Source organism: Nocardioides sp. ChNu-99, assembly GCF_029493445.1.
Lineage (GTDB): Bacteria > Actinomycetota > Actinomycetes > Propionibacteriales > Nocardioidaceae > Nocardioides.
In genome coordinates, this window is the sequence record NZ_JAHWBL010000028.1 from 13,992 (window position 1) to 34,731 (window position 20,740).

Genomic DNA, 20,740 nt, shown 5'->3' on the forward strand with positions numbered 1-20,740 from the left:
GGATCCCCCGATGGAGGAGAAGAGCATGAAGATCGTCGCGGACCTGGCGAAGTGCGAAGGCCTGGGCATGTGCGAGGCCATGGCCCCGGACTTCTTCGAGGTCGACGAGGAGGGCGTCGTCGAGGTGCTCGACGACGCGCCCGGCGAGGAGCACCGGGGCGACCTGACGGCCGCCGTCGACGCCTGCCCCGTCCTGGCGCTGAGCCTCCAGGGCTGAGCGAGCCGGCCCGGCTGCCAGACTGACCCGGTGAGCACCCCCACCCCGGTACGCCGTCTCGTCGTCGTCGGCGCCTCGCTGGCCGGTCTCCGCGCGGTGGAGGCAGCCCGCCGTACCGGCTTCGACGGTGAGGTCGTGCTCGTCGGTGACGAGGTGCACCCGCCGTACGACCGCCCGCCGCTCTCGAAGGCGTTCCTGGGCGTCGAGGGCGAGCGCGGCGCCGGCGAGGCGGCGCACTTCCGCACCGAGGAGGTGCTGCGCGACGAGCTGGGCGTCGACCTGCGCCTGGGCGTGCGCGCGACCGGCCTCGACACGGCGACCCGCGAGGTGCTGCTCGACGGCGGCGAGCGGGTGGCGTACGACGCGCTCGTCATCGCCACGGGCTCGCGCCCGCGCTGGCTGCCCGGCACCGACCCGGCCGTCGACGGCCCCGTCGAGGGCGTCACCCAGCTGCGCACCCTCGACGATGCCCGCACGGTGCGCGACGCCCTCGAGGCGGGCGCCCGGGTGGTCGTCGTGGGCGCCGGGTTCATCGGTTCCGAGGTCGCCTCGGCCGCCCGCAAGCGCGACCTGCCCGTGACGGTCGTCGAAGCGCTCGACCTCCCGCTCACCCGCTCCATCGGCCCCGACGTCGGCGCCGCGTGCGCCGAGATCCACCGCGCGGCCGGCACCGACCTGCGCCTCGGCACCGGCGTCGCCGGGCTCGCGACCGAGGAGCACGACGGGCGGCGGCGGGTGACCGGCGTACGGCTCGACGACGGCGAGGTGCTGCCCGCCGACCTCGTGGTGCTCGGCATCGGCGTGCGGCCGGCGACCGAGTGGCTCGAGGGCAGCGGCGTCGCGCTGCACGAGGCCGACGGCGGCGTCGTGGTCGACGCGACGATGGCGACGAACGTGCCCGGCGTCTGGGCGGCCGGCGACGTGGCGCACGTGGCCAACCCGCTGTACGACGGGGAGCACCACCGCCTCGAGCACTGGACCAACGCGGCCGACCACGGCGCGGCCGCCGCGCGCCACGCGCTCGACCCCGCGTCGGCGCAGGAGGTCGTGACCGTCCCTTACTTCTGGTCGGACTGGTACGACCACCGCCTCCAGTTCGTCGGCACCCCCCGCGCCGACGAGGTGCGGGTCGTCGTCGACGACCTGGCGCACGGCGGCGGGCTCGTCGCGCTCTACCGGCGCGGCGACGTCGTCGCGGGCGCCTTCGTCATCGACCTCCCGCGCCAGGTGATGAAGCTGCGCAAGCGCATCGCCGCCCGGGGCCCGTGGGACGAGGCGGTCGAGTTCGCGGTCACCACGGCTGCGGCCGCCCGCTCCTGACGTGCCGTTCACCCTCGCCCACCCGGCGGCCGTGCTGCCGCTGCTGCGGCCCCCGTTCGTCGCCGCCGCGCTGGTCGCCGGGACGATCGCCCCCGACGTGCCCTACTTCGTCCGCGCGAGCGGCGTCGGGGTCTCGGCCCAGTCCTGGTACGAGCCGCTGACCAACGCCACCACGACGCACGACGTGCGGGGCGCCGTGGTGGTCGCGCTGCCCGTGGCGCTCCTGCTCTGGGTGGGCTGGCTCGTCGCCCGCCCGGCCCTCGCGTGGGCGACCGGGGCCGGGACCGGCTCCGGGGGCCCGCGGCGCCGGTCCCGCGTGACGACCGCCGGTTGGGTCGTCGTCTCCGCCGCGCTCGGCGTCGCCACCCACCTGGCGTGGGACGCGCTGACCGACCTCGCCCGCTGGCTCCAGCACGTCAGCACGGTCGTCGGCCTGCTCGCCGTCCTCGGGTACGTCGTGCTGCGACGCCCGCGCGCGGCCCTCGCTCCGCCGTACCGCCGACGGGTGCTGACCGCGCTCGGCCTCCTCGTCACCGCCGCGCTCGTTGGCGCAGCGCTCGCCGTCCGTGCGCTCGACGGCGGGGTCGACGGCGGGACCGGTGGCCCCGAGGCGCTGCTGACCGCGGCGGTGAAGGGTGGCGGCGCGGCTGCGGCGGGCGCGCTCGTGCTGCTGGTCGCGGGGTGGTGGCTGGCCCGGGCGACCCCCGCCGGACGTGGCCGCCCGGCCCCCGGCGCCTAGGATCGACCCATGGCCGTCGCACCCAGCTGGGAGTCCCCGGGCACCGGTGCGGGCGGGCCGTCGCTGCGCGACCGGATCCTCGCGGCCGCCGCCCACCTGACGAGCACCGACGGGTGGGCGAAGGTGACGATGGCGCGGCTCGCGGCCGCCGTCGGCGTCAGCCGCCAGACCGTCTACAACGAGGTGGGCGGCAAGCCCGACCTCGCCGAGGCGATGGTGCTCAACGAGCTGGCCCGCTTCCTCGCCGAGGTCGACCGGGCGTTCGAGGAGCACCCCGACGACCTGCTCGCGGCGGTCGGCGAGGCCTGCCGAGGGATCCTCGAGCTGGCGCAGGACAACGAGCTGCTGCACGCCGTCGTCTCGGCCACCCACGGCGCGGAGACCGAGCTGCTGCCGCTGCTCACCACGCACGCGGAGTCGCTGCTCACGACGGCCAAGACGATGCTGGGCGACCGGATCGCGCCGTACGACCTCGACCTGACGCCGCGCCAGCGCGAGGTGGTCGTCGACGTCGTCGTGCGCTCGATGCTGAGCCACGTCATGCAGCCCAGCGGCACCCCGGCCGAGACCGCCGCCGACGTCGTGTGGGTGGCCTCGCGGGTGCTCGCGATCGACCCGGCCCCCGCCGCCCCGTGACCCACCCGGCGACCCCGCCCGTGGCGACCGTGCTCCTCACGGGCTTCGAGCCGTTCGCCGACGAGCCCGTCAACCCGTCGGGCGACGTGCTGCCGTTGGTCGCGCAGGACTGGGACCGCCCCGAGCGGCTCGTCACCGCCGTGCTGCCGGTGGAGTACGCCGGGTCGCGCACCGCCCTCGAGGCGCTGCTCGCCGAGCACCGGCCCGACGTCGTCGTCGCCCTCGGTCTCGCGCTGGGCCGCGACGCCGTGACGCCCGAGACCACGGCGGTCAACGAGCAGAGCGCCCGCATCCCCGACAACGCGGGCGACCAGCCCCAAGGCGAGCCGGTCGTGCCCGGCGCCGCCGCGACCGAGCCCTCGTCGCTGCCGCTCGCCGCCGTGCACGCGGCGCTGCGGGCGGCCGGCGTGCCCGAGGCGCCCTCCCACGACGCGGGCCGCTTCGTCTGCAACCACGTCTTCTTCCTGCTGCAGCACGCGCACGGTCGCCTCGACGACCCGTCCGCCGCACGCACCGGGTTCGTCCACGTGCCATCGTACGACGTGGTGTCCCGCCCCGAGCTCGCCCGCGCCGTCCGGGTCGTGCTCGACGCGGCGCTCGACACCGAGGAGCGGGGCGGCCCGGCGGCCGCGGCCCCAGGGACGCCCGACCCGCAGCCGTCCGCCCGGCACCTGCCCGCCCCGGGCGCGGACGCCGCGCCGCCCCTGCCCTGACCGTTCCGGGCCTCGGTGAACCGGGTGTGACGCGCGTTACCGGACGGTACTCTCGAGGGTCGGGAGGGAAGCCGATGACGACGTCACGCCACGAGCGGTCGCGCCGGGTCGCCGCGGGTGCGGCGGTGCTGGCGCTGAGCCTCGTGCTCGCGGGCTGTGCGGGCGGCTCTGGGGGCTCGGAGGGCTCCGAGGCCGACCCCGACACCGAGGCGGTCGCCGGCACCCCGACCGGCGACGCGACCGGTTCCGCGGCCCCGTCGGCCGGCGGCGCCGGTCCGGATCCGCGGCTCGCGACGATGGCCGAGCACGCCGTCGACCCGCCGGGCCCGCTCGCCGACAGCCTGCTCGGTGCCGACGTGCTCGTCTCGACGCAGGGCGCGATCGACGAGGAGACGCTCGAGGAGATCCGTGCCCTGCCCGGGGTCGAGGCCGCCGAGCCCATCGGCCTGGCCCAGGTGCCGGTCGAGGACCAGGTGCTGACCGTCGCGGCGGTCGACCCCGCGTCGTACCGACGGTTCACCCCCGCCGAGAGCGCCCAGCTCGAGACCATCTGGACGCGCGTGGCGGCGGGCGAGGTCGCGCTGCAGGCCGACGTCGGCGAGCAGCTGAGCGACGAGGAGGGCTTCGTCCGCCTGGGCAACGAGGACGACGCGCCCGACCTGCACGTCGGCGCGCTGGCGCCGCAGGTCACCCGCGTGCAAGCCGTGGTCAACAAGCGGTGGGGCGAGACGCTGGGCATCCCCGACGACAACGCCGTGCTCGTCGCGACGGGCCTGACGTCGCCGCAGGAGGTGCGCCCCGCGCTGCAGGAGGCGGCCGGCGACGGCGCGTCGGTGCAGGTGCTCGGCCCCGACCTCGACGTGTCGGTGCAGCAGACCGCGGTGCTGACCGGCGGCTCGGTCGCGGCGGCCGTCGGAACGTTCAACTACCGCGTGCTCGACGGTGGCCGCCTCGCCCCGGACCCGGCGTGGGTGGCGGAGAACATCCGCACCGCCCAGGTGCCGATCCTCGGCAGCGTCACCTGCCACCGCGTCATGCTGCCGCAGCTCGAGGCCGCGCTCCGCGAGGTCGTCGAGCGGGGACTCGCCGACGAGATCGACCCGGGCGAGTACGCCGGCTGCTACTACCCGCGCTTCATCGCGGGTTCCACCCAGCCGTCGTTGCACTCCTTCGGCATCGCCGTCGACCTCAACGTGTCGGGCAACCAGCGCGGCACCGTCGGCGACATCGACCGCTCCGTCGTGCAGATCTTCAAGAAGTGGGGCTTCGCCTGGGGCGGCGACTGGGGCTACACCGACCCCATGCACTTCGAGCTCGCGCAGCTCGTCGAGGCGCGCTGATCAGCCGCTGAGCCCCGCTGGCGCCAGGTCACTCCACGCAGATCGTGGCGCCCGGCTCGCCGTCGACGCCGGGGCAGGCGGCGCGGACGAACCGCGCGGGCGTGAGGACGGGCGCGTCGACCAGCGCGGCGATCAGCGTGTCGCGCTCGACGTCCTCGCTGCTCGCGACGAGCAGGGCGCCGTCGCGTGACAGGGCCACGTCGACCGTCCCACGCTCGTCGACCACGACGCTGTCGTCGGGACCGTCGGTGCAGTCCTCCGGGAGCGAGGTCAACGCGGAGCAGGCATCTTGCTCCGAGGGCCGCAGGTCGATCGAGACGTAGGTCGGCGACGGCAAGGGCCCGCTGCCCTCCTCCTCACTGCGGTAGGTCAACGCGACCTGCGTCGTCCCGTCCCCTCCGGCCGTCGGCGTGCGGACGTCGAGGTCGACGACGTCGTACCCCTCGATCTCCGGCAGGTACGGCGTGATCCCCGCCGCCTCCACCTGCCCGGCGAGCACCCCGCGGTGGTCGGCCGCGCGCTGCTGGCCGAGCAGCAGGGGGCTCCAGGCCGCGACGAGGACCGCGGCGACGCCCACCCACGCGACGCAGCCGACGAAGCCCGATCCGTCGGGCACCACCACGAGGGTGCGCACGCCGAGCGCCGCGACGAGCGCGGCCAGCACGGCGACCGGCCCGGCGGCGGCGAGGGCCGCCGTACCGGGGCCGACGGAGGTGAGGGCGACCGTGAGGCCGACGGCGAGCGCCAGGAGCGGCACGGCGACGGCGAGGGCGAACCCGGCCGACGTCGCCCCGCCCGGCACCTCGAGGCGGCCGAGCAGGAAGCCCGCCGCCAGCGTGACCAGGGCGACGGTGACGCCGGTCAGGACGACGCCGCTCCAGCCGCCCGGCGCGCCGACGAGCACGACGAGGGGGAGGGCGGCGGCACCCGCGAGCCCGGCGAGCACCTGCGCGGCGGTGGTCCCGGTGCTGGTGTCCGCGACCGGGAGGTGGAGGTCCGTCGACATGGACCCCTCCCTGCCCACCCTGACCCGTGGGTAACCTCCGACACATGCGCGCTGCCATCGTGACCTCGCCCACCGGACCCGACGACGTCACCACGGGCGAGCTGCCCGACCCGACCCCCGGCCCCGACGACGTGCTGATCGCCGTGCACGCCGCCGGCATCGCGTTCCCCGACCTGCTGATGAGCCGGGGGGAGTACCAGGTGCGCCCCGAGCCGCCGTTCGCGCTGGGCACGGACGTGGCCGGCACGGTCGTCAGCGCCCCCGAGGGCTCCGGTCTCGCCGAGGGCCAGCGGGTCGTCGCCGTCGCCGGGCACGGTGCGGCCGCGGAGCTCTTCGTCGCCCCGGCCCCGTTCGTGATGGCGCTGCCCGACGAGCTGTCGTTCGAGGAGGGCGCGGCGCTGCCGATGAACTACCTGACGGCCCACTTCGCGCTGCTGCGCCGCGGCGGTCTGCAGGCGGGCGACACGGTGCTGGTGCACGGCGCCGCCGGCGGGGTCGGTACGGCGAGCATCCAGGTCGCGCGCGCCTTCGGGGCCCGGCCGATCGCCGTCGTCTCGACGGAGGCGAAGGGCGAGGTGGCCCGCGCCGCGGGCGCGGAGGACGTCGTGCTGCTCGACGGCTTCAAGGACGCGGTGAAGGAGCTGACCGGCGGTCGCGGGGTCGACCTCGTCGTCGACGTCGTCGGCGGCGACGCCTTCCTCGACTCCGTCCGCTCGCTGGCGCCCGAGGGCCGCCTGCTCGTCATCGGGTTCGCGGCCGGCCAGGGCATCCCCGAGATCAAGGTCAACCGGCTGCTGCTGGGCAACACCGACGTGCGCGGCGTGGGCTGGGGCGCGTTCGTGATGTTCCACCCGGCGTACGTCGCCGAGCAGTGGGCCGACCTCCTGCCGCACCTGCGCAGCGGCGCGCTGAAGCCGCCGGTGGGCGCGTCGTACCCGCTCGACGAGGCGGCGCAGGCCCTGCGCGACCTCGACGAGCGGCGCGCCACCGGCAAGGTCGTGGTCCGCGTGCGCTGACCCCGTGCGCTGAGCCCGCGTGGCTAGGGTGGCCCCCGTGACGATGCTCGACGCCGCCCGTGCAGGCATGGACCCCGCCGTCCGACCGACCGACGACCTCTTCGGTCACGTCAACGGCCGGTGGCTCGCGGAGAGCGAGATCCCGGAGGACCGCTCGAGCTGGGGGCCGTTCGTCGCGCTCGCCGACACGGCGGAAGAGCAGGTGTGGGCGATCGTGGAGGAGTACGCCGACGCCGACCCCGCGACGCTCGACCCGGACGCGGCCAAGATCGGCGCGGCGTACCGCTCGTTCATGGACACGGACACCGTCGAGGCGAAGGGCTTCGACCCGGTCCAGCCCTACCTGCACGCCGTCGCCGGGCTGCGCGACCTGCGCGAGCTGGCGGCGCTCGTCGGCGAGTTGGAGCGGGTGGGCGGCACGGGCTTCTTCGGCGCCTACGTCAGCACCGACGCGAAGGACTCGGACCGCTACCTCTTCCACGTCTACCAGGGCGGGCTGGGGCTGCCGGACGAGTCCTACTACCGCGACGAGAAGTTCGCGCCGCAGGTCGAGGCCTACCTCGCCTACCTCACCCGCGTGCTCACCCTCGTCGGCCACGAGGCCCCCGAGGAGGCGGCCGAGACCGTCCTGGCGCTCGACCGGCGCCTGGCGCAGGGCCACTGGGAGCGCGCCGAGACCCGCGACATCCAGAAGACCTACAACCGGCTGACGTTCGCCGAGCTGACCGAGCTGTGCCCGGCCTTCGACTGGGAGGTCTACGCGCGCAACCTCTCCGGCGCGGCGAGCGGCGCCGACGAGCTGCTCGCCGAGACGGTCGTCAAGCAGCCGTCGTACCTCGCGCACCTGTCCGAGGTGCTCGAGGCCGTGCCGATCGAGAGCTGGCGCACCTGGCTGACGACGCGGGTGCTGCGGGCGTTCGGCGCCTACCTGCACGACGAGATGGTGCGCACCAACTTCGACTTCTACGGCCGCACCCTGTCCGGTACGCCGGAGCTGCGGGCCCGCTGGAAGCGCGGCGTCTCCTTCACCGAGAGCGCGCTGGGCGAGGCCGTCGGCCGTGAGTACGTCGCGCGCCACTTCCCGCCGGTGGCGAAGGAGGCGATGGACGAGCTGGTCGCGAACCTCGTCGAGGCCTACCGCCGCTCGATCCGCACCCTCGACTGGATGACGGACGGCACGAAGCAGCGGGCGCTGGAGAAGCTGGACAAGTTCGTCCCGAAGATCGGCTACCCGGTGCGCTGGCGCGACTACGCCAACCTGGTCGTGGTGGCGGACGACCTCGTCGACAACGTCGCCGCCGCCGCCGCGTTCGAGACCGACCGGGAGCTGGCGAAGATCGGCGCCCCCGTCGACCGCGACGAGTGGTTCATGCTCCCGCAGACCGTGAACGCCTACTACAACCCCGGCACCAACGAGATCTGCTTCCCGGCCGCGATCCTGCAGCCGCCGTTCTTCTCGCCCGACGCGCACCCGGCGGAGAACTACGGCGGGATCGGCGCGGTCATCGGCCACGAGATCGGCCACGGCTTCGACGACCAGGGCTCGCAGTACGACGGCGACGGCAACCTCGAGGACTGGTGGACCGCGGACGACCGCGCGGCGTTCGAGGTGAAGAGCCGGGCGCTGATCGCGCAGTACGACGGGTTCAGCCCCCGCAACCTGCCCGAGGAGCACGTCAACGGCTCGCTGACCGTCGGCGAGAACATCGGCGACCTCGGCGGTCTGACGATCGCGCACAAGGCGTACCTGATCTCGCTGGGCCTCGACCCGGAGGGCGGCCCGGCGACCGAGCGCGACGAGGACGGGCTCACCGGCTCCCAGCGCCTGTTCCTCAGCTGGGCCCACGTGTGGCGCACCAAGCGCCGCGAGGCCCAGGAGCGGCAGTTCCTCACGATCGACCCGCACAGCCCGCCGGAGTTCCGGGCCAACATCGTGCGGAACCTCGACGAGTTCCACGCCTCGTTCGGCACGCAGCCGGGCGACGGTCTGTGGCTCGAGCCGTCGGAGCGCGTGCGGATCTGGTGAGCGGGGTACGGCGGCGAGGGCGGTCGCGCCGCGGCGTGTAACGCGGTGTCCGGGCGACTGCACACGTGGTGGACGGCGTGCGCAGACGCTCCAGCACCGCACCTGACACCAGCACCGCGATAGACGTCAGCCGCACCCGACGTACGGCGGGCGCCGAGCCGCTCCGTACCCCGTCGCTGCCTCAGGCCGCGCAGTGCCGGGCGATCTCGGCCGCGGTGCGCGCCATCGTGACCCGGGCGCGCGCCGGGTCCTCGGTGAGGAAGTAGTGGTCGACGCCGGGCGTCGTGTCGTGCCAGGCGAGCAGACCCTCGGCGGCCAGGCGAGCGGCGTACCGGTCGCCCTCCTCGCGCAGCGTGTCGCGCTCGGCCGTCAGCACGACGGCGGGCGGCAGGCCCGCCAGCGTGGTCGCGCGCAGCGGTGAGGCGTAGGGCTCCACCCGTCGGGCGGCGTCGGGGAAGTAGACCCGCCGCACGAGGGCCCGCAGCTCCGGGCTGATCATGCCGGGGCGGTGGGCCGGCTCGGCCGCGATGTCGAGCGCGGGCACGCCGAGCACCTGCAGCGCTGGCGCGAACGATCCGAGGTCGCGCGCCTGCAGGCACACCGACGCGGCCAGCCCGCCGCCCGAGCTGAACCCGCCGACCGCGACCCGCGTGGGGTCGGTGCCGAGCACGGCAGCGCCCTCACCGGCGACCCAGGCCGCGACGTCGTGGCACTGCTCCTGCGCGACGGGGTACGTCGCCCGCGGCGCCACCGCGAAGTCGACCGCCACGGTCACGACCTCGGCCGTCGCGGCGACGTAGCGGCACCACCAGTCGTCCATCCGCACGTGCCTCATGAGGAACGCCCCGCCGTGGAGGTGGACGTAGGCCCCGGCGCCCGTCGCCGGCGCCGCGGGGGGACGGTGGACGAGCACCGGCACGGCACCGTGCCGCGTCGGCACCCGCAGCCGTCGCGGCCGGGGCAGGTCGGTTCCTGCGAACCGCAGCGGCTCGCCGTACCGGACGGTCAGCGGGGCCAGCGCGCGACCGAGACGCACGTGGAGCCAGTCGGAGGGGCGCACGGGTGGTCGTTCGGCACGGGCCCGGCGCCGGATGGGTCGGGGGTGGTCCGCCGCGTCGCGGGTACCGGGCCGCGAACCCCTCCTCCCCAGCTTGTTGAGATTCCTGTGGAGATCTTGGGCCCTCGTGGCACGGTGGAGGAGAGCAACGGAACCCCCCGCGCCGTCGGACGACGGCGCGGCCTCAGCGAGAGGAACGCGCATGAACGTGAAGTACACCGTCCCCGGCCTGTCCACCGACCAGGTCAACGACCTCGTCGCCTCGCTCCAGGCCCGCCTGTCGGCCTACAACGACCTGCACCTGACGCTGAAGCACGTCCACTGGAACGTCGTGGGCCCGCACTTCATCGCCGTGCACGAGATGATCGACCCGCAGGTCGAGCTCGTCCGCGGGTACGCCGACGAGGTCGCCGAGCGCATCGCGACCCTCGGTGGCTCGCCGAAGGGCACGCCGGGCTCGGTCATCGCGGACCGCACGTGGGACGACTACTCCGTCGGCCGCGACACCGCGCTCGCGCACCTCGGTGCCCTCGACCTCGTCTACAACGGCGTCGTGGAGGACAACCGCAAGGCCATCGCGCTCGCGGGCGACCTCGACCCCATCACCGAGGACCTCCTCATCGGCCAGACGGCCGAGCTCGAGAAGTTCCAGTGGTTCGTGCGGGCGCACCTGGAGGACATCGGCGGCCGCCTCTCCACCGCGGGCGCCACGTCGGAGCACGACGCCACCGACGCCGCGCGCACGGACGGCTGACGCCCCGGTGGAGGTCAGCCGGACGTTCGACGTGTCCGCACCCCGCGAGGTGGTGCGGACCTATCTCGCCGACTTCTCCAACACGGTCGAGTGGGACCCGCCGACGGTGAAGTGCGTACGGCGCGACGCCGGCGAGCCGCGGGTCGGGTCCACGTGGGACAACACCACCAAGATGGGCCGGAGCACGACCGAGCTGGTCTACGAGCTGACCGAGCTGACCGACACCGGTCTCGTCTTCCGGGGCGAGAACGGGTCGGTCGTCGCGGAGGACCACATCACCTTCGTCGAGACCGGCCCGGGCCGCACCCGCATCACCTACCACGCGACCCTGTCGTTCAAGGGGTTCCGCAAGCTCGCGGACCCCATCGCCAAGCTGGGCTTCACCCGGCTGGCCAAGGACGTCGTCGCGAACATCACCCGCGAGGTCGAGAAGCGGGCCTGAGGCCCGCCGTACCCCGCACGCTCGATCCACGACGCCGGCCGCACACGCTGCGGCCGGCGTCGTCGTGCGCGGCGCGACACCCTCATGCGGGGCCTCGCCGGATCGAGTGACGGCGCGGGGCGAGGTTTGGAGGCGCCCACGGGCCGGGCACACGGATCCACCGTGCCGAGTTCCGCGACCCCGACGTCAAGCTCCTCGTCGTCGACCAGCTCTTGCACGACGGCCGCGTCGTCGCGCCCCACCCGAGCGCCCACGCCTGGCTGCAGGCCTCCCGCGGCATCGAGTGGGACGCGGCGGAGGGGCTGATCTACGGCGAGTACGCCTACCAGAGGATCCCGGAGATCGAGCAGTGGGCGCGCGACCTGGTGCTCGACGAGGCCGACGTCGCCTCGGTGCGGCGGTTGGTCTTCGACGGCAGCAACGCGATCTTCGGGCTGATGGCGCCCAGCTGGGACGGTGAGGACGACCTGTTCGACCCCACGACGTGGGCCGACGTCACGCCCGAGCGGTTCCCGCTGCTGGAGCTGGTGGTCTACGTCGAGCCGTTCGAGGACCACGTCCGCCGATCGCTCGAGGGCGCCGGCGTGGAGCTGCGGCACCTCTAGGCGGTGGCGCGGCTAGGTTCACGGACATGGCCTTCTCCGTCGTCAACGCGTCGTCGCTCGCCCCGGGTCGCGGCCCCCACCCCGCGGCGAGCGCGTACGACAAGCGCATCACCGACCACCTCGGCGTCACCGGGTTCGCGGTCTACCAGGTCGAGGTGCCTCCCGGCGAGCGGACGGAGCCGCACGACCACCTCGAGGACGGGGTCGAGGACGTGTACGCGGTCGTGCGCGGGTCGGGCTGGGTCGTGGTCGACGACGAGACCACGCCGATCGGCGTCGGCGACTTCGTCGGCGTGTCGAAGGAGGCCACGCGCTACGTGCTCGCCGGCGACGAGGGCTGCGACCTCATCGCCGTGTGCGGCTGAGCTACGCGGTGATCGCTCGACCGGTGTTCTCGTTCCGCCAGGGCGGTGCCTGGGCGTGCGAAAGACGCGTCCTGGGTAGGGACGGATCCATGCATGCCGACCTCGTGGCGCTCGAACGCGCCGTGATCCCTGATCTCGGCCCCGTGGCTGGTGTGGCCCTCGCGGAGATCGTCGACGACACGGTGGGGCTGGGCACTGACCTCGCGGCCCACCACCGGGCGCTGGGGGACGACCCCGCGTTCGCGGCGTACGCGCCTCGGGTGGTGCGAGCCGCGGCCGCCCGGGCCCGGGCGGTGCACACGGGCGAGGTGCCGTACGTCGCGGAGAAGGCGTTCACGGCGGCCGAGGCCCTCGTCGTCGAGCGCGCGCTGGCCGCCGGCCTGTGGCGGGACGAGGCGTGGGTCGACGCCGGGTTCGACCTGCTCGCCGACGTCGTCGTGGCTCCGGACCCCGCAGCCCGCTCGGTGCCCTCGCAGGCGATGTGCTTCGCAGTGGCTCGCGCGCTGCGGGACGCGCCGACCCCCGAGGGGGTCGCCGCCCTCGACGCGGCGACGCGGGAGACCCGGCACGCCGGCATCCGCAAGAAGTTCGCCCGGTACGTGCGCGACGCCCGTCGCGACCTCGCCGCACGATCCGCCGTGGCGCTGCGGCTGGTGCAGGAGCCGTCGCGGCGCGACGTCACCGCCTGGACGCGCACCCTGCAGGACGGGTGGGCGCTCGAGCCGCGCTGGACGGGCGCGGCCTGGCGCGCGCTGGCCCACCGCTGGGAGCCCGTGTCACGGGTCGCGGCCGCTCTCGTGTGGACGGCGCCGGGTGTCGGTTCCTTCCGGGGCACTCCCGGGGCGTACGTCGATGCCGACGACCGCGCTGTCGAGGTGCCCGACGATGCCGAGGTCCGGCTCTGGCACCCCGCGGCCGCGGGACGGGACGAGCGCGAGGCGTGGCGCCGGCACGTCGTGCGCCACCGGCTCGACCAGCCCTTCGCCCAGGCGTTCCGCGAGCACTACGCGCAGGAGGACGCCGAGGGCTTCTCGGGGCACGTGGTGGACCTGCGCCAGCTCGGCGGCGTGGCCCGGGCCGAGGGGTGGCGAGACGCCGACGACGGCATGGAGAGGGAGCTCGCCGGAGTGCGCGCCGAGGTGGCCGTCGGCGGCTTCTACCCCGGGGCCTCTGGGACGTCCGAGACGGGCCCGGTCCGGCTGGTCCCGGCGAGGGCGTCGAACGAGTCGACGCCGCTGCCCGTCGTACCCGTCTCGGAGCTCCTGCGCTCCGTCGACCTCGTGGTCAGCACGTCGGCGGTCGCGCTGGCCCCGTCCGACGCGGGGCCCGGCGGGTCGGGCGGTCGGTCGGCCGGAGCGCCGGCGGGAGTGCTCGCCCTACGACGCACGCTGCTCGGCCACGTCCTCGCCGAGCTGGCCCCGGAGCAGGCCGCCCGGGTCCAGACGGCCTCACGGCACCTGGTGGTCGACGGCCGGTCCCGCGTGCACCTGACGACGGGGCGCGTCACCCGCGACGGTGACGCCGTCGAGGTCGAGCCCCGGAAGAAGCCCGGTCTGTGGACGCCGAGCGCCGACCCGCTGCTCGCCCGGATCATCGGGCTCATCGCGGCCCTGCTCGAGCCGTCCGTGGCGGACTAGGCGTGGTGCGCGGCAGAGGCCTCGGATCCCTCACGGGCAGCATCGCTGCAGCTGAGGGGACGCAGGCGACGACCGAGGGAACCGGACCGGCAGCAGGGTCGTCGTACCGCTCGAGGGGCCGGCTCCGCAGGGTCCGGGGGCGACGAGGGGGAGCGATGCGAGGGTCGACGCGGCGGGCGTTCCGCAGCAACGCGGTGGCGGCTGCGGGTGTGCTGGCCGTGGGCGCCGCCGGGTACGGCGTGTGGCAGCTGCTGGACGGACCCGACCCCCAGGTCATTGCCAGTGGTGACGCCGTCGCCGGTGACTTCACCTGTGCCGAGGCGAGCAGCGCGCCCGCCGACTTCCCGGACGGGCTCCTGCCGGAGGGGGCGATCGCGGCGCGGCTGTGCGCCCACGGCACGGAGACGGTCACCGCCGATGTCGTTCCCCTCGACGCGCTGACCTCACGCGCCGCCGACCTGGTCGAGCTGGTCAACGGAGCACGCCGGGTGGGGAACGGCGAACGCTCGTGCAACGCCGACGCGGGGCCGCGGTGGACGATGGCGCTGCAGTACCCCGACGGGAGCGTCCGGTCCCTCGCCGGGGAGGCGTACGGATGCCAGGACGTGACCCTCGGTGACGCCCAGGTGCAGGGCGTGGGCAGGACCGTCGTCGAGCTGTTCGTCGATCGCCTGACAGCCCAGCGCCAGGGTGAGACGCCGCCGGCCGACGTACCGGCGGACCCCGTCGCGTGCGACGCGATCGACGCGGGCGCCGCCGTCATGCCGTGGACGGACCGGTCGCACCTGGCCGCCGTGGCCCTGTGCTGGAGCACCACGCCAGGGGCGCCGTTCGCCTCGGTCCCGCTCACGCCCGAGCAGACGGAGGGCGTGCTCGCCGACCTCACGGCCAACCTGCGGGACCTCCCGCTGCGCACCCGCGACTACACGTGCCCGTCGTGGTCCCAGGTCAGGATCACCGGCCGCAACGCCTGGGGCGACCCCGTCACGGTCGGGAGCGACTGCCGCGAGTTCTCGGTGGACGACGTGGAGCACTGGGTGCCCTCGGCTCCCACCCTCGAGCTGCTGCTGGACCTGTCCGGCCAGCGGATGCTGCCGCCGCCGACGCCCTGAGCGGGCGCGTCAGGTCACGTCGCCCCTCTCCCCGTACGACGGGAGCTGACTCACGAGCCGCCGAACCCGCGGAAGATGCCGTCCACTCCCACCGCGTCGGTCGCACCTGTCGACGACGTACCTCGTGCTGGCCGGCAACCGTCGAGGGGGGCTAGCGCGTCTTGCAGTACGTGGCCGACGAAGGGACCCCCGTGCACCCGAACCACGACCAGCTCGACGACCGGACCGCCACCACCGCGGTGGCCCGCCCACGCGGCGACGGTCGGCGCGGCCGTCGCCGTCCCGCCCTGCTGAGCGCCGCGGTCGCTGCTGCGACGGGTCTGGCACTCGCCGTGCCGCTGACCGTCGTCTCGCAGCTCCAGGGAGACCGGATCGCCGGCAGCGCGACGAGCGGGCAGGTGGCCCCCGCGGAGGCGGTGCAGACGGCGTACGCCGCCCTCGACGCCGGGCTCCGCGACCCCGCGTGGCTATGGGTCGTGGTCGAGGCCGACGCGGAGACCGACGAGCTCATCTTCTCCGTCACCCGGAACTGGTCCGAGGAGGGCGAGGCCATCACCATCGCCGAGGACGCCGCGGCGTCGGTCGGCTACACCGCGCGGTTCCGCGACCTGAGCTGGGCCGGCGGTGACGACATCGGCGAGACGCTGACCGTCGAGATGGAGGGCGCCCGCGCCGAGCTCGAGGCCCTCTACCGTGGCGCGTCGTCGACGGGATTCGCGCTGGCCGCGACGTACCGCCTCACGACCGACCCGGACGAGCGTGTCGTGATCTGGCGCTCGGGGGTGGACGAGGACATCGACCGACGGGCGCGCGAGATCGCCGAGCGCTACTCCGTCGACCTGGTGCTGCACGTCGCCCGCCAGTCGGAGCAGGACATGTCCCGCCTCGCCAGGGAGCTCGAGGCAGCAGCAGGTGACCTCGGCCAGCGCGGCTTCTCCGTCGGGTGGGTCACCGCGACCCCGTCCGGCGCCATCGTGTGGGTCAGGGGCGACGTCGCGGCAGCCGAGAAGGCGCTCCCGGCGTACGAGGGCGTCCTGGTGGTCCGATCAGCCGACGAGTACACGGACGGCGAGCAGAGCGCGATCCTGACCATCCCGTACGACGAGGCGCGCGGCACCGAGCCTCAGCGCGACCCGTCGTGCTCCCGGATCTGCGCGAGGCGCTCGTTGTAGGCCTTCAGCTCGGCGTCGTCGCTGCTCGCCTCGCGGCGGTCGTGCCGCTTCGACTCGACCCGGTCGTGGCGGAACCACTGGCCCAGCACGATCAGCACCACCATGAGGATGGGGATCTCCCCGATGGCCCACGAGAGCGAGCCGCCCAGCTCCTGGTCGGCGACGAGGTCGGTCGCGTAGGGCCGTTCGAGCCGGGCGTAGAAGTCGCCGCCGACGGGGGTGCTGCTCGACATGAGCGCGATCGAGAAGAAGGCGTGGAACGGGGCGACCAGCAGCAGCATCCCGAGCCGCCCGAGGTAGGGCAGGCGGTGCGGGACGGGCGCGATCCCGACGAGCGACTCGTAGAAGAGGTAGCCCGTGATGAGGAAGTGCAGCTCCATCCACGCGTGCCCGAGGTGGTTGTCCATCATCCAGCCGAACAGGCCGGTGAAGTAGACGCCGTACAGGCTGCCGACGAACAGCAGCGCCGTCACGACGGGGTGCGAGAGCACGCGCGCGGGCCGGCTCTGCAGGACGGCCGCGAGGATCTGCCGCGGGCCCTGCCCGCCGCGCACGTCGCTGCCGGGCAGCGCCTGCAGGGCGAGGTTCACCGGCGCGCCGGCGACGAGCAGGATCGGCGCCACCATCGACAGCAGCATGTGGCTGACCATGTGCGCGCTGAAGAGCACGTGGCTGTAGGTGCCGAGCCCGCCGAGGGTCGCGTAGGCGACGACGAGCATGCCGGCCACGAACGCGACGGTGCGCAGCACCGGCCAGGCGTCGCCGCGCCGGTGCAGGGTGCGCAGCCCCACGCCGTACGCCACGAGACCGCCGACGACCACGAGCAGCCCCACGCCGGAGGCGTTGAACCCCCACAGCAGGTTCGCAGCGTCGGGAGCGGGCGGCAGCGGTCCGCCGAGGAGCGCCTCGGCGCCGGAGGCGTAGGGCTCGCCCACGGGCGGCGGCGTGCGCGAGAGCGCGACGCCGAGGCCGAACGCGACACTCATCCAGAGCAGCTCGACGCCGGTGAGCAGGGAGAAGGTACGGCGGCCCGCGGCGTCGTCGTCGATGCCCGCCACCACGCGGCGCCGGGCGACCCACGCCACGACACCGAGCACGACGAGGACGGCGATCTTGGCCAGGGCGCCACGGCCGTAGCCGCTGTCGAGGAACGCCCCGTCGACGCGCACCCAGGCGTTGACGACGCCGGAGGCCGCGGTGGCGCCGAAGCACCAAGCCGCGATCGCGGAGAAGCGTCGCGCCGCGCGGCCGCGCACCTTGGGGGCGTCGGCGAGGTGCCACCACAGGGCCACCACGCCGCCCACCCAGACCACGGCCGCCAGCACGTGCGCGACCATCGAGACGATGGCGAGGTCGTGAGAGCCCGACGACGCCGAGTGCCCGGTGAGCACGGGCGGCACGAGCGCGAGCAGGGACAGCCCCAGGAGGCCGCCCACCTCCCGCGCCGTCGCGACCCAGCGGGACAGCACGACGAGCACCAGCAGCATGACCGCCTGCGTGGCGGCGGCCTGGCCCTGGCTGACCTGGGTGTACCAGCTGCGGACCGCGTCGAACGACAGGTCACCGACGGGATCGGCGAAGAGGTCGGAGACGGTGAAGACGCCCTGCACGAGACCCGCGACGAGCCAGACCAGGCCGGCCCACGTGGCCGCCCGCGTGGCGCGGTGGCCGACGCGGCCGAGCTCGTCGCCCAGCCGCTTCGCCACCAGCAGCGGCACCAGGAAGCAGGAGACGACCGCGACCGCGGCCACGTGACCGACCAGCTCGAGCGCCGGGATGGCCCAGCCCGTGAGGGCGCCGGGGTCGGGGATGCCCGCGGGCGGCGCCTGCGGGGCGCCACCGGCCAGCTCGAGCAGCAGCCACATCGCCGCGGCGCCCACGACGAGCGCGCCGAGCGCGGCCGGGAGCAGTCCGCGGCGCTCGCGCGGCGGCGTACCAGGGGTGCCGGGGCCGGGGGTGCCGGAAGCCCCGGCGCCCGTGGGGCGCTCGGTGCGGGGCCCGGCCTGGTCGGTGCTCACGTCTGCTCCCTCCGCAGGGCCACCGCCAGCAGGGCGGCGGCGACCACGAGCAGGCCGCCGAAGACCCACACGTGCTCGCCGTGGCGCTGCCACCAGCCCTCGTCGTCGCCGGCGGACAGGTCGGCGGTGACCGTCTGGGTGGCGTCGGCCCCCGGCTCCGCGGCGTCGCCGGCGCCCGCCGGGTCCTGGGCGGCCGGGCCACCCGTGCCGACCTGGTAGGTCAGCTGCCCCGAGATGGGGTGGCCGTCCTCGGAGACGACGCGGTAGGCGATCGTGTAGCCGCCCTCGATCCCGTCGCCGAGCGGCTGGGTGACGGTGTCGCCGTCGATGACGGGGTCGCCGTCGACGACGTCACCGGCGGGACCGGTCACCACGACGTACGCCGGGGCGCGGACCTCGCCGCTGAACTGCAGCGCCACCTCGGTGGGCGCGCCCTCGAGCGTCGCGCCGTCCTCGGGCGTCGACGCCACGAGCGAGGCGTGGGCCTGCGCCGGGGCGGCGAGCCCCAGCGGCGCGAGCAGCAGCAGCGCGATGGCCAGCGCGGCGGCGAGCAGTCGCAGGACGACGGTGCGGGAGCCGGTCATGCGTCACCTTCCTCTCCCTGTCCAGTGTCCGCCCCGCTCCCCGAGGAGGTGCCCGCGGGGGGCCGGGCGGCGGTGGTGGCGGTGGGGGACGCCAGTCCGAGCATCTCCCGGCCGACGAAGTCGCCCTCCGCGCAGGCGGGGGGCACGGCGTACACGGCGGAGCCGATCGTGGTCACCCACTCGTTGAGCAGGTCGAGCTCGTCCATCCGCTGCTGCACGGGCACGAACTGCTTCTCCACGTCGGCCGCGAAGGCGAGGAAGACGAGGCCGGCCCCGCCGTCGGGCGTCGTGTAGTTGTAGGCCCGGCGCAGGAACCGCTGGTCGGTGTCGGCGCTGCGCATGCGGGCGACGTGGCTGGCCGGGTCGATGACCGGGAACCCGGTCGCGTCGGTGGCCGCGAAGTCGGGCTCGTCGTGCTCCGCCGCGCCCGTGAGCGGGGCCCCGTCGGAGAGCCGGCGGCCGACGGTGAACTCGCGGGCGACGCGGTCGGTGCGGTCCCAGCCGGTCATGTCCATCGCGATGCGGCGCACCACGAGGAACGTGCCGCCGTCGAACCCCGACGCGGCGCCCGTGCTCCACAGCAGGCGACCGTGGTCGCCGGCCGGCAGGTTCACCGTGCCGTCGACCTGGCCCATGAGGTTGCGCATCGTCGTGCCCTCGGCCTCGGTGCCGCGGGCGCGACGGAAGCCCTCCTGCACCCAGCGCGTGGTCGCGAACGGCGCCGCGTCCTTGAGCAGCATGCGGCGGGCGTGCACGAGCGTCACCGGGTCGTCGGAGCAGACCTGCACCACGACGTCGGTCTGGCCCCACGCCGGGTCGAGCTCGTCGCGGGAGAAGGCGGGCAGGTCGACCAGGCCGGGGTCGTACGCCGGCTGCAGCATCCGCAGCACGCGGGGCCCGAACCCGAACGTGACGGTGAGCCGGGACGGCTCGGTCGCCAGCTCGGGCTCGGTGTCGGCCAGCGCGCCCGAGCCCGACGACAGCCGGGCGGCGTCGTCGCTGAGCAGGCGCATCATGCGCCCCAGGTGCGCGGTGCCGAGCCCCTCGAGCAGGTCGAGGCCGACGAGGCTCAGGTGGGCCTGGGCGGGCGTGGTGATGCCCGCCTGGTGCACGCCGTGGAAGTCGACGGTCTCCCCGCCGCTCGGGCGCCCGGTCGGCCCCGACGCCTCCATGACGTCGGCGGACGTGCCCGACCGGGGCCCGCCGGTGTCCTCACGGACACCGCGCGAGCCCCAGCCGACCGCGGTGCCGCCGAGAGCGGCGGCACCGGTCGCCAGCAGGCGGCGTCGGTCGAAGCGGGTCACTGGTCTCCCGCGTCGCCGTGGTCGTGGTCGGAGTGGTCGTCGTGGCCGGCGTCGTCGCCGTGCTCGGCGTGGTCGCCGCCGGCGTACTCCTCGTCGGCGCCCGTGTAGGGCTTCACGACCGCGGTGATGGTCTCCGTCGCGCCGTCGGCCAGCTCGAGGTCGATGGTCACGTCCTGACCGGCCTCGAGGGGGCCGGTCAGCTCCATCAGCATGATGTGGTCGCCGCCCGCGGTGAGCTCGTGCGTGCCGCCGGCGGGGACCGTGAAGCCGCCCTCCTTGGGCTGCATGACCATGGCGCCGCCGTCGCCGGCGACGACCTCGTGCAGCTCGACGAGGCCCGCCACGTCGGACGAGGCGCCCACGACGGTGATGTCGGCGCCGGTGTCGTTGACGAACGTGCCGAAGGCGGCGGTCATGCCCTCGTCGGTGGCCTTGACCCAGGGGTCGGTGATGGTCAGGCCGGTCGCCGAGCCGTCGTCGCCGGCCGCGGAGCTGCTGCTCGCGGCGTCGGCCGAGGTGTCCTCGGCGGCGGAGGCCGAGCTGCCGTCGTTGCCGCAGCCGGCGAGCAGCAGGACCGCGGCGGCGGCCACGCCGGCGCGGGTCAGGTGGGTGCGGGTGGTGGTGGATCGCTTCACGTGCGTTGCTCCTGGTGAGGGGGCGCGTCGAGGACGCGCGGA

General features: G+C 74.8%; 21 protein-coding genes. 15 read left to right on the top strand and 6 right to left on the bottom strand.

Annotation, left to right across the window (positions count from 1 at the left end):
* Positions 1-10: 10 nt before the first annotated feature.
* The 6 genes from KK617_RS10915 to KK617_RS10940 all read left to right on the top strand — a co-directional run bounded on the left by KK617_RS10915 (position 11) and on the right by KK617_RS10940 (position 4,965).
* Positions 11-217 carry a ferredoxin gene (locus KK617_RS10915; protein WP_277500031.1) on the top strand — a complete coding sequence of 69 codons (207 nt, stop codon included), beginning with the start codon at positions 11-13 and terminating at the stop codon, positions 215-217.
* Between the two features lie 30 nt (positions 218-247).
* Positions 248-1,537, top strand: a complete 1,290-nt coding sequence (locus KK617_RS10920; protein ID WP_277500032.1) for an FAD-dependent oxidoreductase — start codon at positions 248-250, stop codon at positions 1,535-1,537.
* Between the two features lies 1 nt (position 1,538).
* Complete coding sequence (locus KK617_RS10925; RefSeq protein ID WP_277500033.1) at positions 1,539-2,276, top strand: DUF4184 family protein; 738 nt, start codon at positions 1,539-1,541, stop codon at positions 2,274-2,276.
* 9 nt (positions 2,277-2,285) lie between these two features.
* Complete coding sequence (locus tag KK617_RS10930) at positions 2,286-2,912, top strand: TetR/AcrR family transcriptional regulator (RefSeq protein WP_277500034.1); 627 nt, start codon at positions 2,286-2,288, stop codon at positions 2,910-2,912.
* Positions 2,913-2,932: 20 nt separating this feature from the next.
* Complete coding sequence (locus tag KK617_RS10935) at positions 2,933-3,625, top strand: pyroglutamyl-peptidase I (RefSeq protein ID WP_277500035.1); 693 nt, start codon at positions 2,933-2,935, stop codon at positions 3,623-3,625.
* A 74-nt stretch (positions 3,626-3,699) separates the two neighbouring features.
* Positions 3,700-4,965: a M15 family metallopeptidase gene (locus tag KK617_RS10940; RefSeq protein WP_277500036.1), complete on the top strand. Its 1,266-nt coding sequence runs from the start codon at positions 3,700-3,702 to the stop codon at positions 4,963-4,965.
* Between the two features lie 28 nt (positions 4,966-4,993).
* Here KK617_RS10940 and KK617_RS10945 read toward each other — a convergent pair whose 3' ends face one another.
* A complete protein-coding gene (locus tag KK617_RS10945) occupies positions 4,994-5,971 on the bottom strand; it encodes a hypothetical protein (protein WP_277500037.1) in 978 nt (325 codons plus the stop codon).
* Between the two features lie 44 nt (positions 5,972-6,015).
* Here KK617_RS10945 and KK617_RS10950 point away from each other — a divergent pair, with 44 nt between their 5' ends.
* Both KK617_RS10950 and KK617_RS10955 read left to right on the top strand, forming a co-directional pair.
* Complete coding sequence (locus KK617_RS10950) at positions 6,016-6,987, top strand: NADPH:quinone oxidoreductase family protein (RefSeq protein ID WP_277500038.1); 972 nt, start codon at positions 6,016-6,018, stop codon at positions 6,985-6,987.
* 43 nt (positions 6,988-7,030) lie between these two features.
* Entirely contained in the window at positions 7,031-9,013 is a 1,983-nt protein-coding gene (locus tag KK617_RS10955) for a M13-type metalloendopeptidase (RefSeq protein ID WP_277500061.1), read from the top strand.
* Between the two features lie 181 nt (positions 9,014-9,194).
* On the opposite strand, the gene KK617_RS10960 is transcribed toward KK617_RS10955, so the two are convergent.
* Positions 9,195-10,073 (bottom strand): alpha/beta hydrolase, encoded by an 879-nt coding sequence (locus tag KK617_RS10960; protein WP_277500039.1) that lies wholly within the window; start codon positions 10,071-10,073, stop codon positions 9,195-9,197.
* Between the two features lie 199 nt (positions 10,074-10,272).
* On the opposite strand from KK617_RS10960, the gene KK617_RS10965 reads away from it, so the two are divergent.
* The 7 genes from KK617_RS10965 (at position 10,273) to KK617_RS10995 (ending at position 16,157) form a co-directional block, all read left to right on the top strand.
* Positions 10,273-10,824, top strand: coding sequence for a DNA starvation/stationary phase protection protein (locus KK617_RS10965; RefSeq protein ID WP_277500040.1), 552 nt, complete (start codon positions 10,273-10,275; stop codon positions 10,822-10,824).
* A 7-nt stretch (positions 10,825-10,831) separates the two neighbouring features.
* Positions 10,832-11,266 (top strand): SRPBCC family protein, encoded by a 435-nt coding sequence (locus KK617_RS10970; protein ID WP_277500041.1) that lies wholly within the window; start codon positions 10,832-10,834, stop codon positions 11,264-11,266.
* Positions 11,267-11,478: 212 nt separating this feature from the next.
* Positions 11,479-11,871 carry a hypothetical protein gene (locus KK617_RS10975; protein WP_277500042.1) on the top strand — a complete coding sequence of 131 codons (393 nt, stop codon included), beginning with the start codon at positions 11,479-11,481 and terminating at the stop codon, positions 11,869-11,871.
* A 26-nt stretch (positions 11,872-11,897) separates the two neighbouring features.
* Entirely contained in the window at positions 11,898-12,236 is a 339-nt protein-coding gene (locus KK617_RS10980) for a cupin domain-containing protein (protein WP_277500043.1), read from the top strand.
* Positions 12,237-12,325: 89 nt separating this feature from the next.
* Positions 12,326-13,873 carry a DUF4132 domain-containing protein gene (locus tag KK617_RS10985; RefSeq protein WP_277500044.1) on the top strand — a complete coding sequence of 516 codons (1,548 nt, stop codon included), beginning with the start codon at positions 12,326-12,328 and terminating at the stop codon, positions 13,871-13,873.
* A 155-nt stretch (positions 13,874-14,028) separates the two neighbouring features.
* A complete protein-coding gene (locus KK617_RS10990) occupies positions 14,029-14,985 on the top strand; it encodes a hypothetical protein (RefSeq protein WP_277500045.1) in 957 nt (318 codons plus the stop codon).
* Between the two features lie 191 nt (positions 14,986-15,176).
* Positions 15,177-16,157, top strand: a complete 981-nt coding sequence (locus KK617_RS10995; protein ID WP_277500046.1) for a hypothetical protein — start codon at positions 15,177-15,179, stop codon at positions 16,155-16,157.
* Here the strand turns inward: KK617_RS10995 and KK617_RS11000 are convergent.
* Genes KK617_RS11000 through KK617_RS11015 form a run of 4 tightly spaced genes read right to left on the bottom strand, consistent with a single transcriptional unit; the run spans position 16,109 to position 20,698 of the window.
* The gene (locus tag KK617_RS11000) at positions 16,109-18,175 is read right to left on the bottom strand and encodes a bifunctional copper resistance protein CopD/cytochrome c oxidase assembly protein (protein ID WP_277500047.1); all 2,067 of its coding nucleotides are present in this window, start codon (positions 18,173-18,175) and stop codon (positions 16,109-16,111) included. The genes KK617_RS10995 and KK617_RS11000 overlap by 49 nt on opposite strands.
* Entirely contained in the window at positions 18,172-18,759 is a 588-nt protein-coding gene (locus KK617_RS11005) for a copper resistance CopC family protein (protein WP_277500048.1), read from the bottom strand. The genes KK617_RS11000 and KK617_RS11005 overlap by 4 nt, the downstream gene beginning before the upstream one ends.
* Positions 18,756-20,063: a Dyp-type peroxidase gene (locus KK617_RS11010; RefSeq protein ID WP_277500049.1), complete on the bottom strand. Its 1,308-nt coding sequence runs from the start codon at positions 20,061-20,063 to the stop codon at positions 18,756-18,758. The genes KK617_RS11005 and KK617_RS11010 overlap by 4 nt, the downstream gene beginning before the upstream one ends.
* The gene (locus KK617_RS11015) at positions 20,060-20,698 is read right to left on the bottom strand and encodes a copper chaperone PCu(A)C (protein WP_277500050.1); all 639 of its coding nucleotides are present in this window, start codon (positions 20,696-20,698) and stop codon (positions 20,060-20,062) included. The genes KK617_RS11010 and KK617_RS11015 overlap by 4 nt, the downstream gene beginning before the upstream one ends.
* Positions 20,699-20,740: the final 42 nt, after the last annotated feature.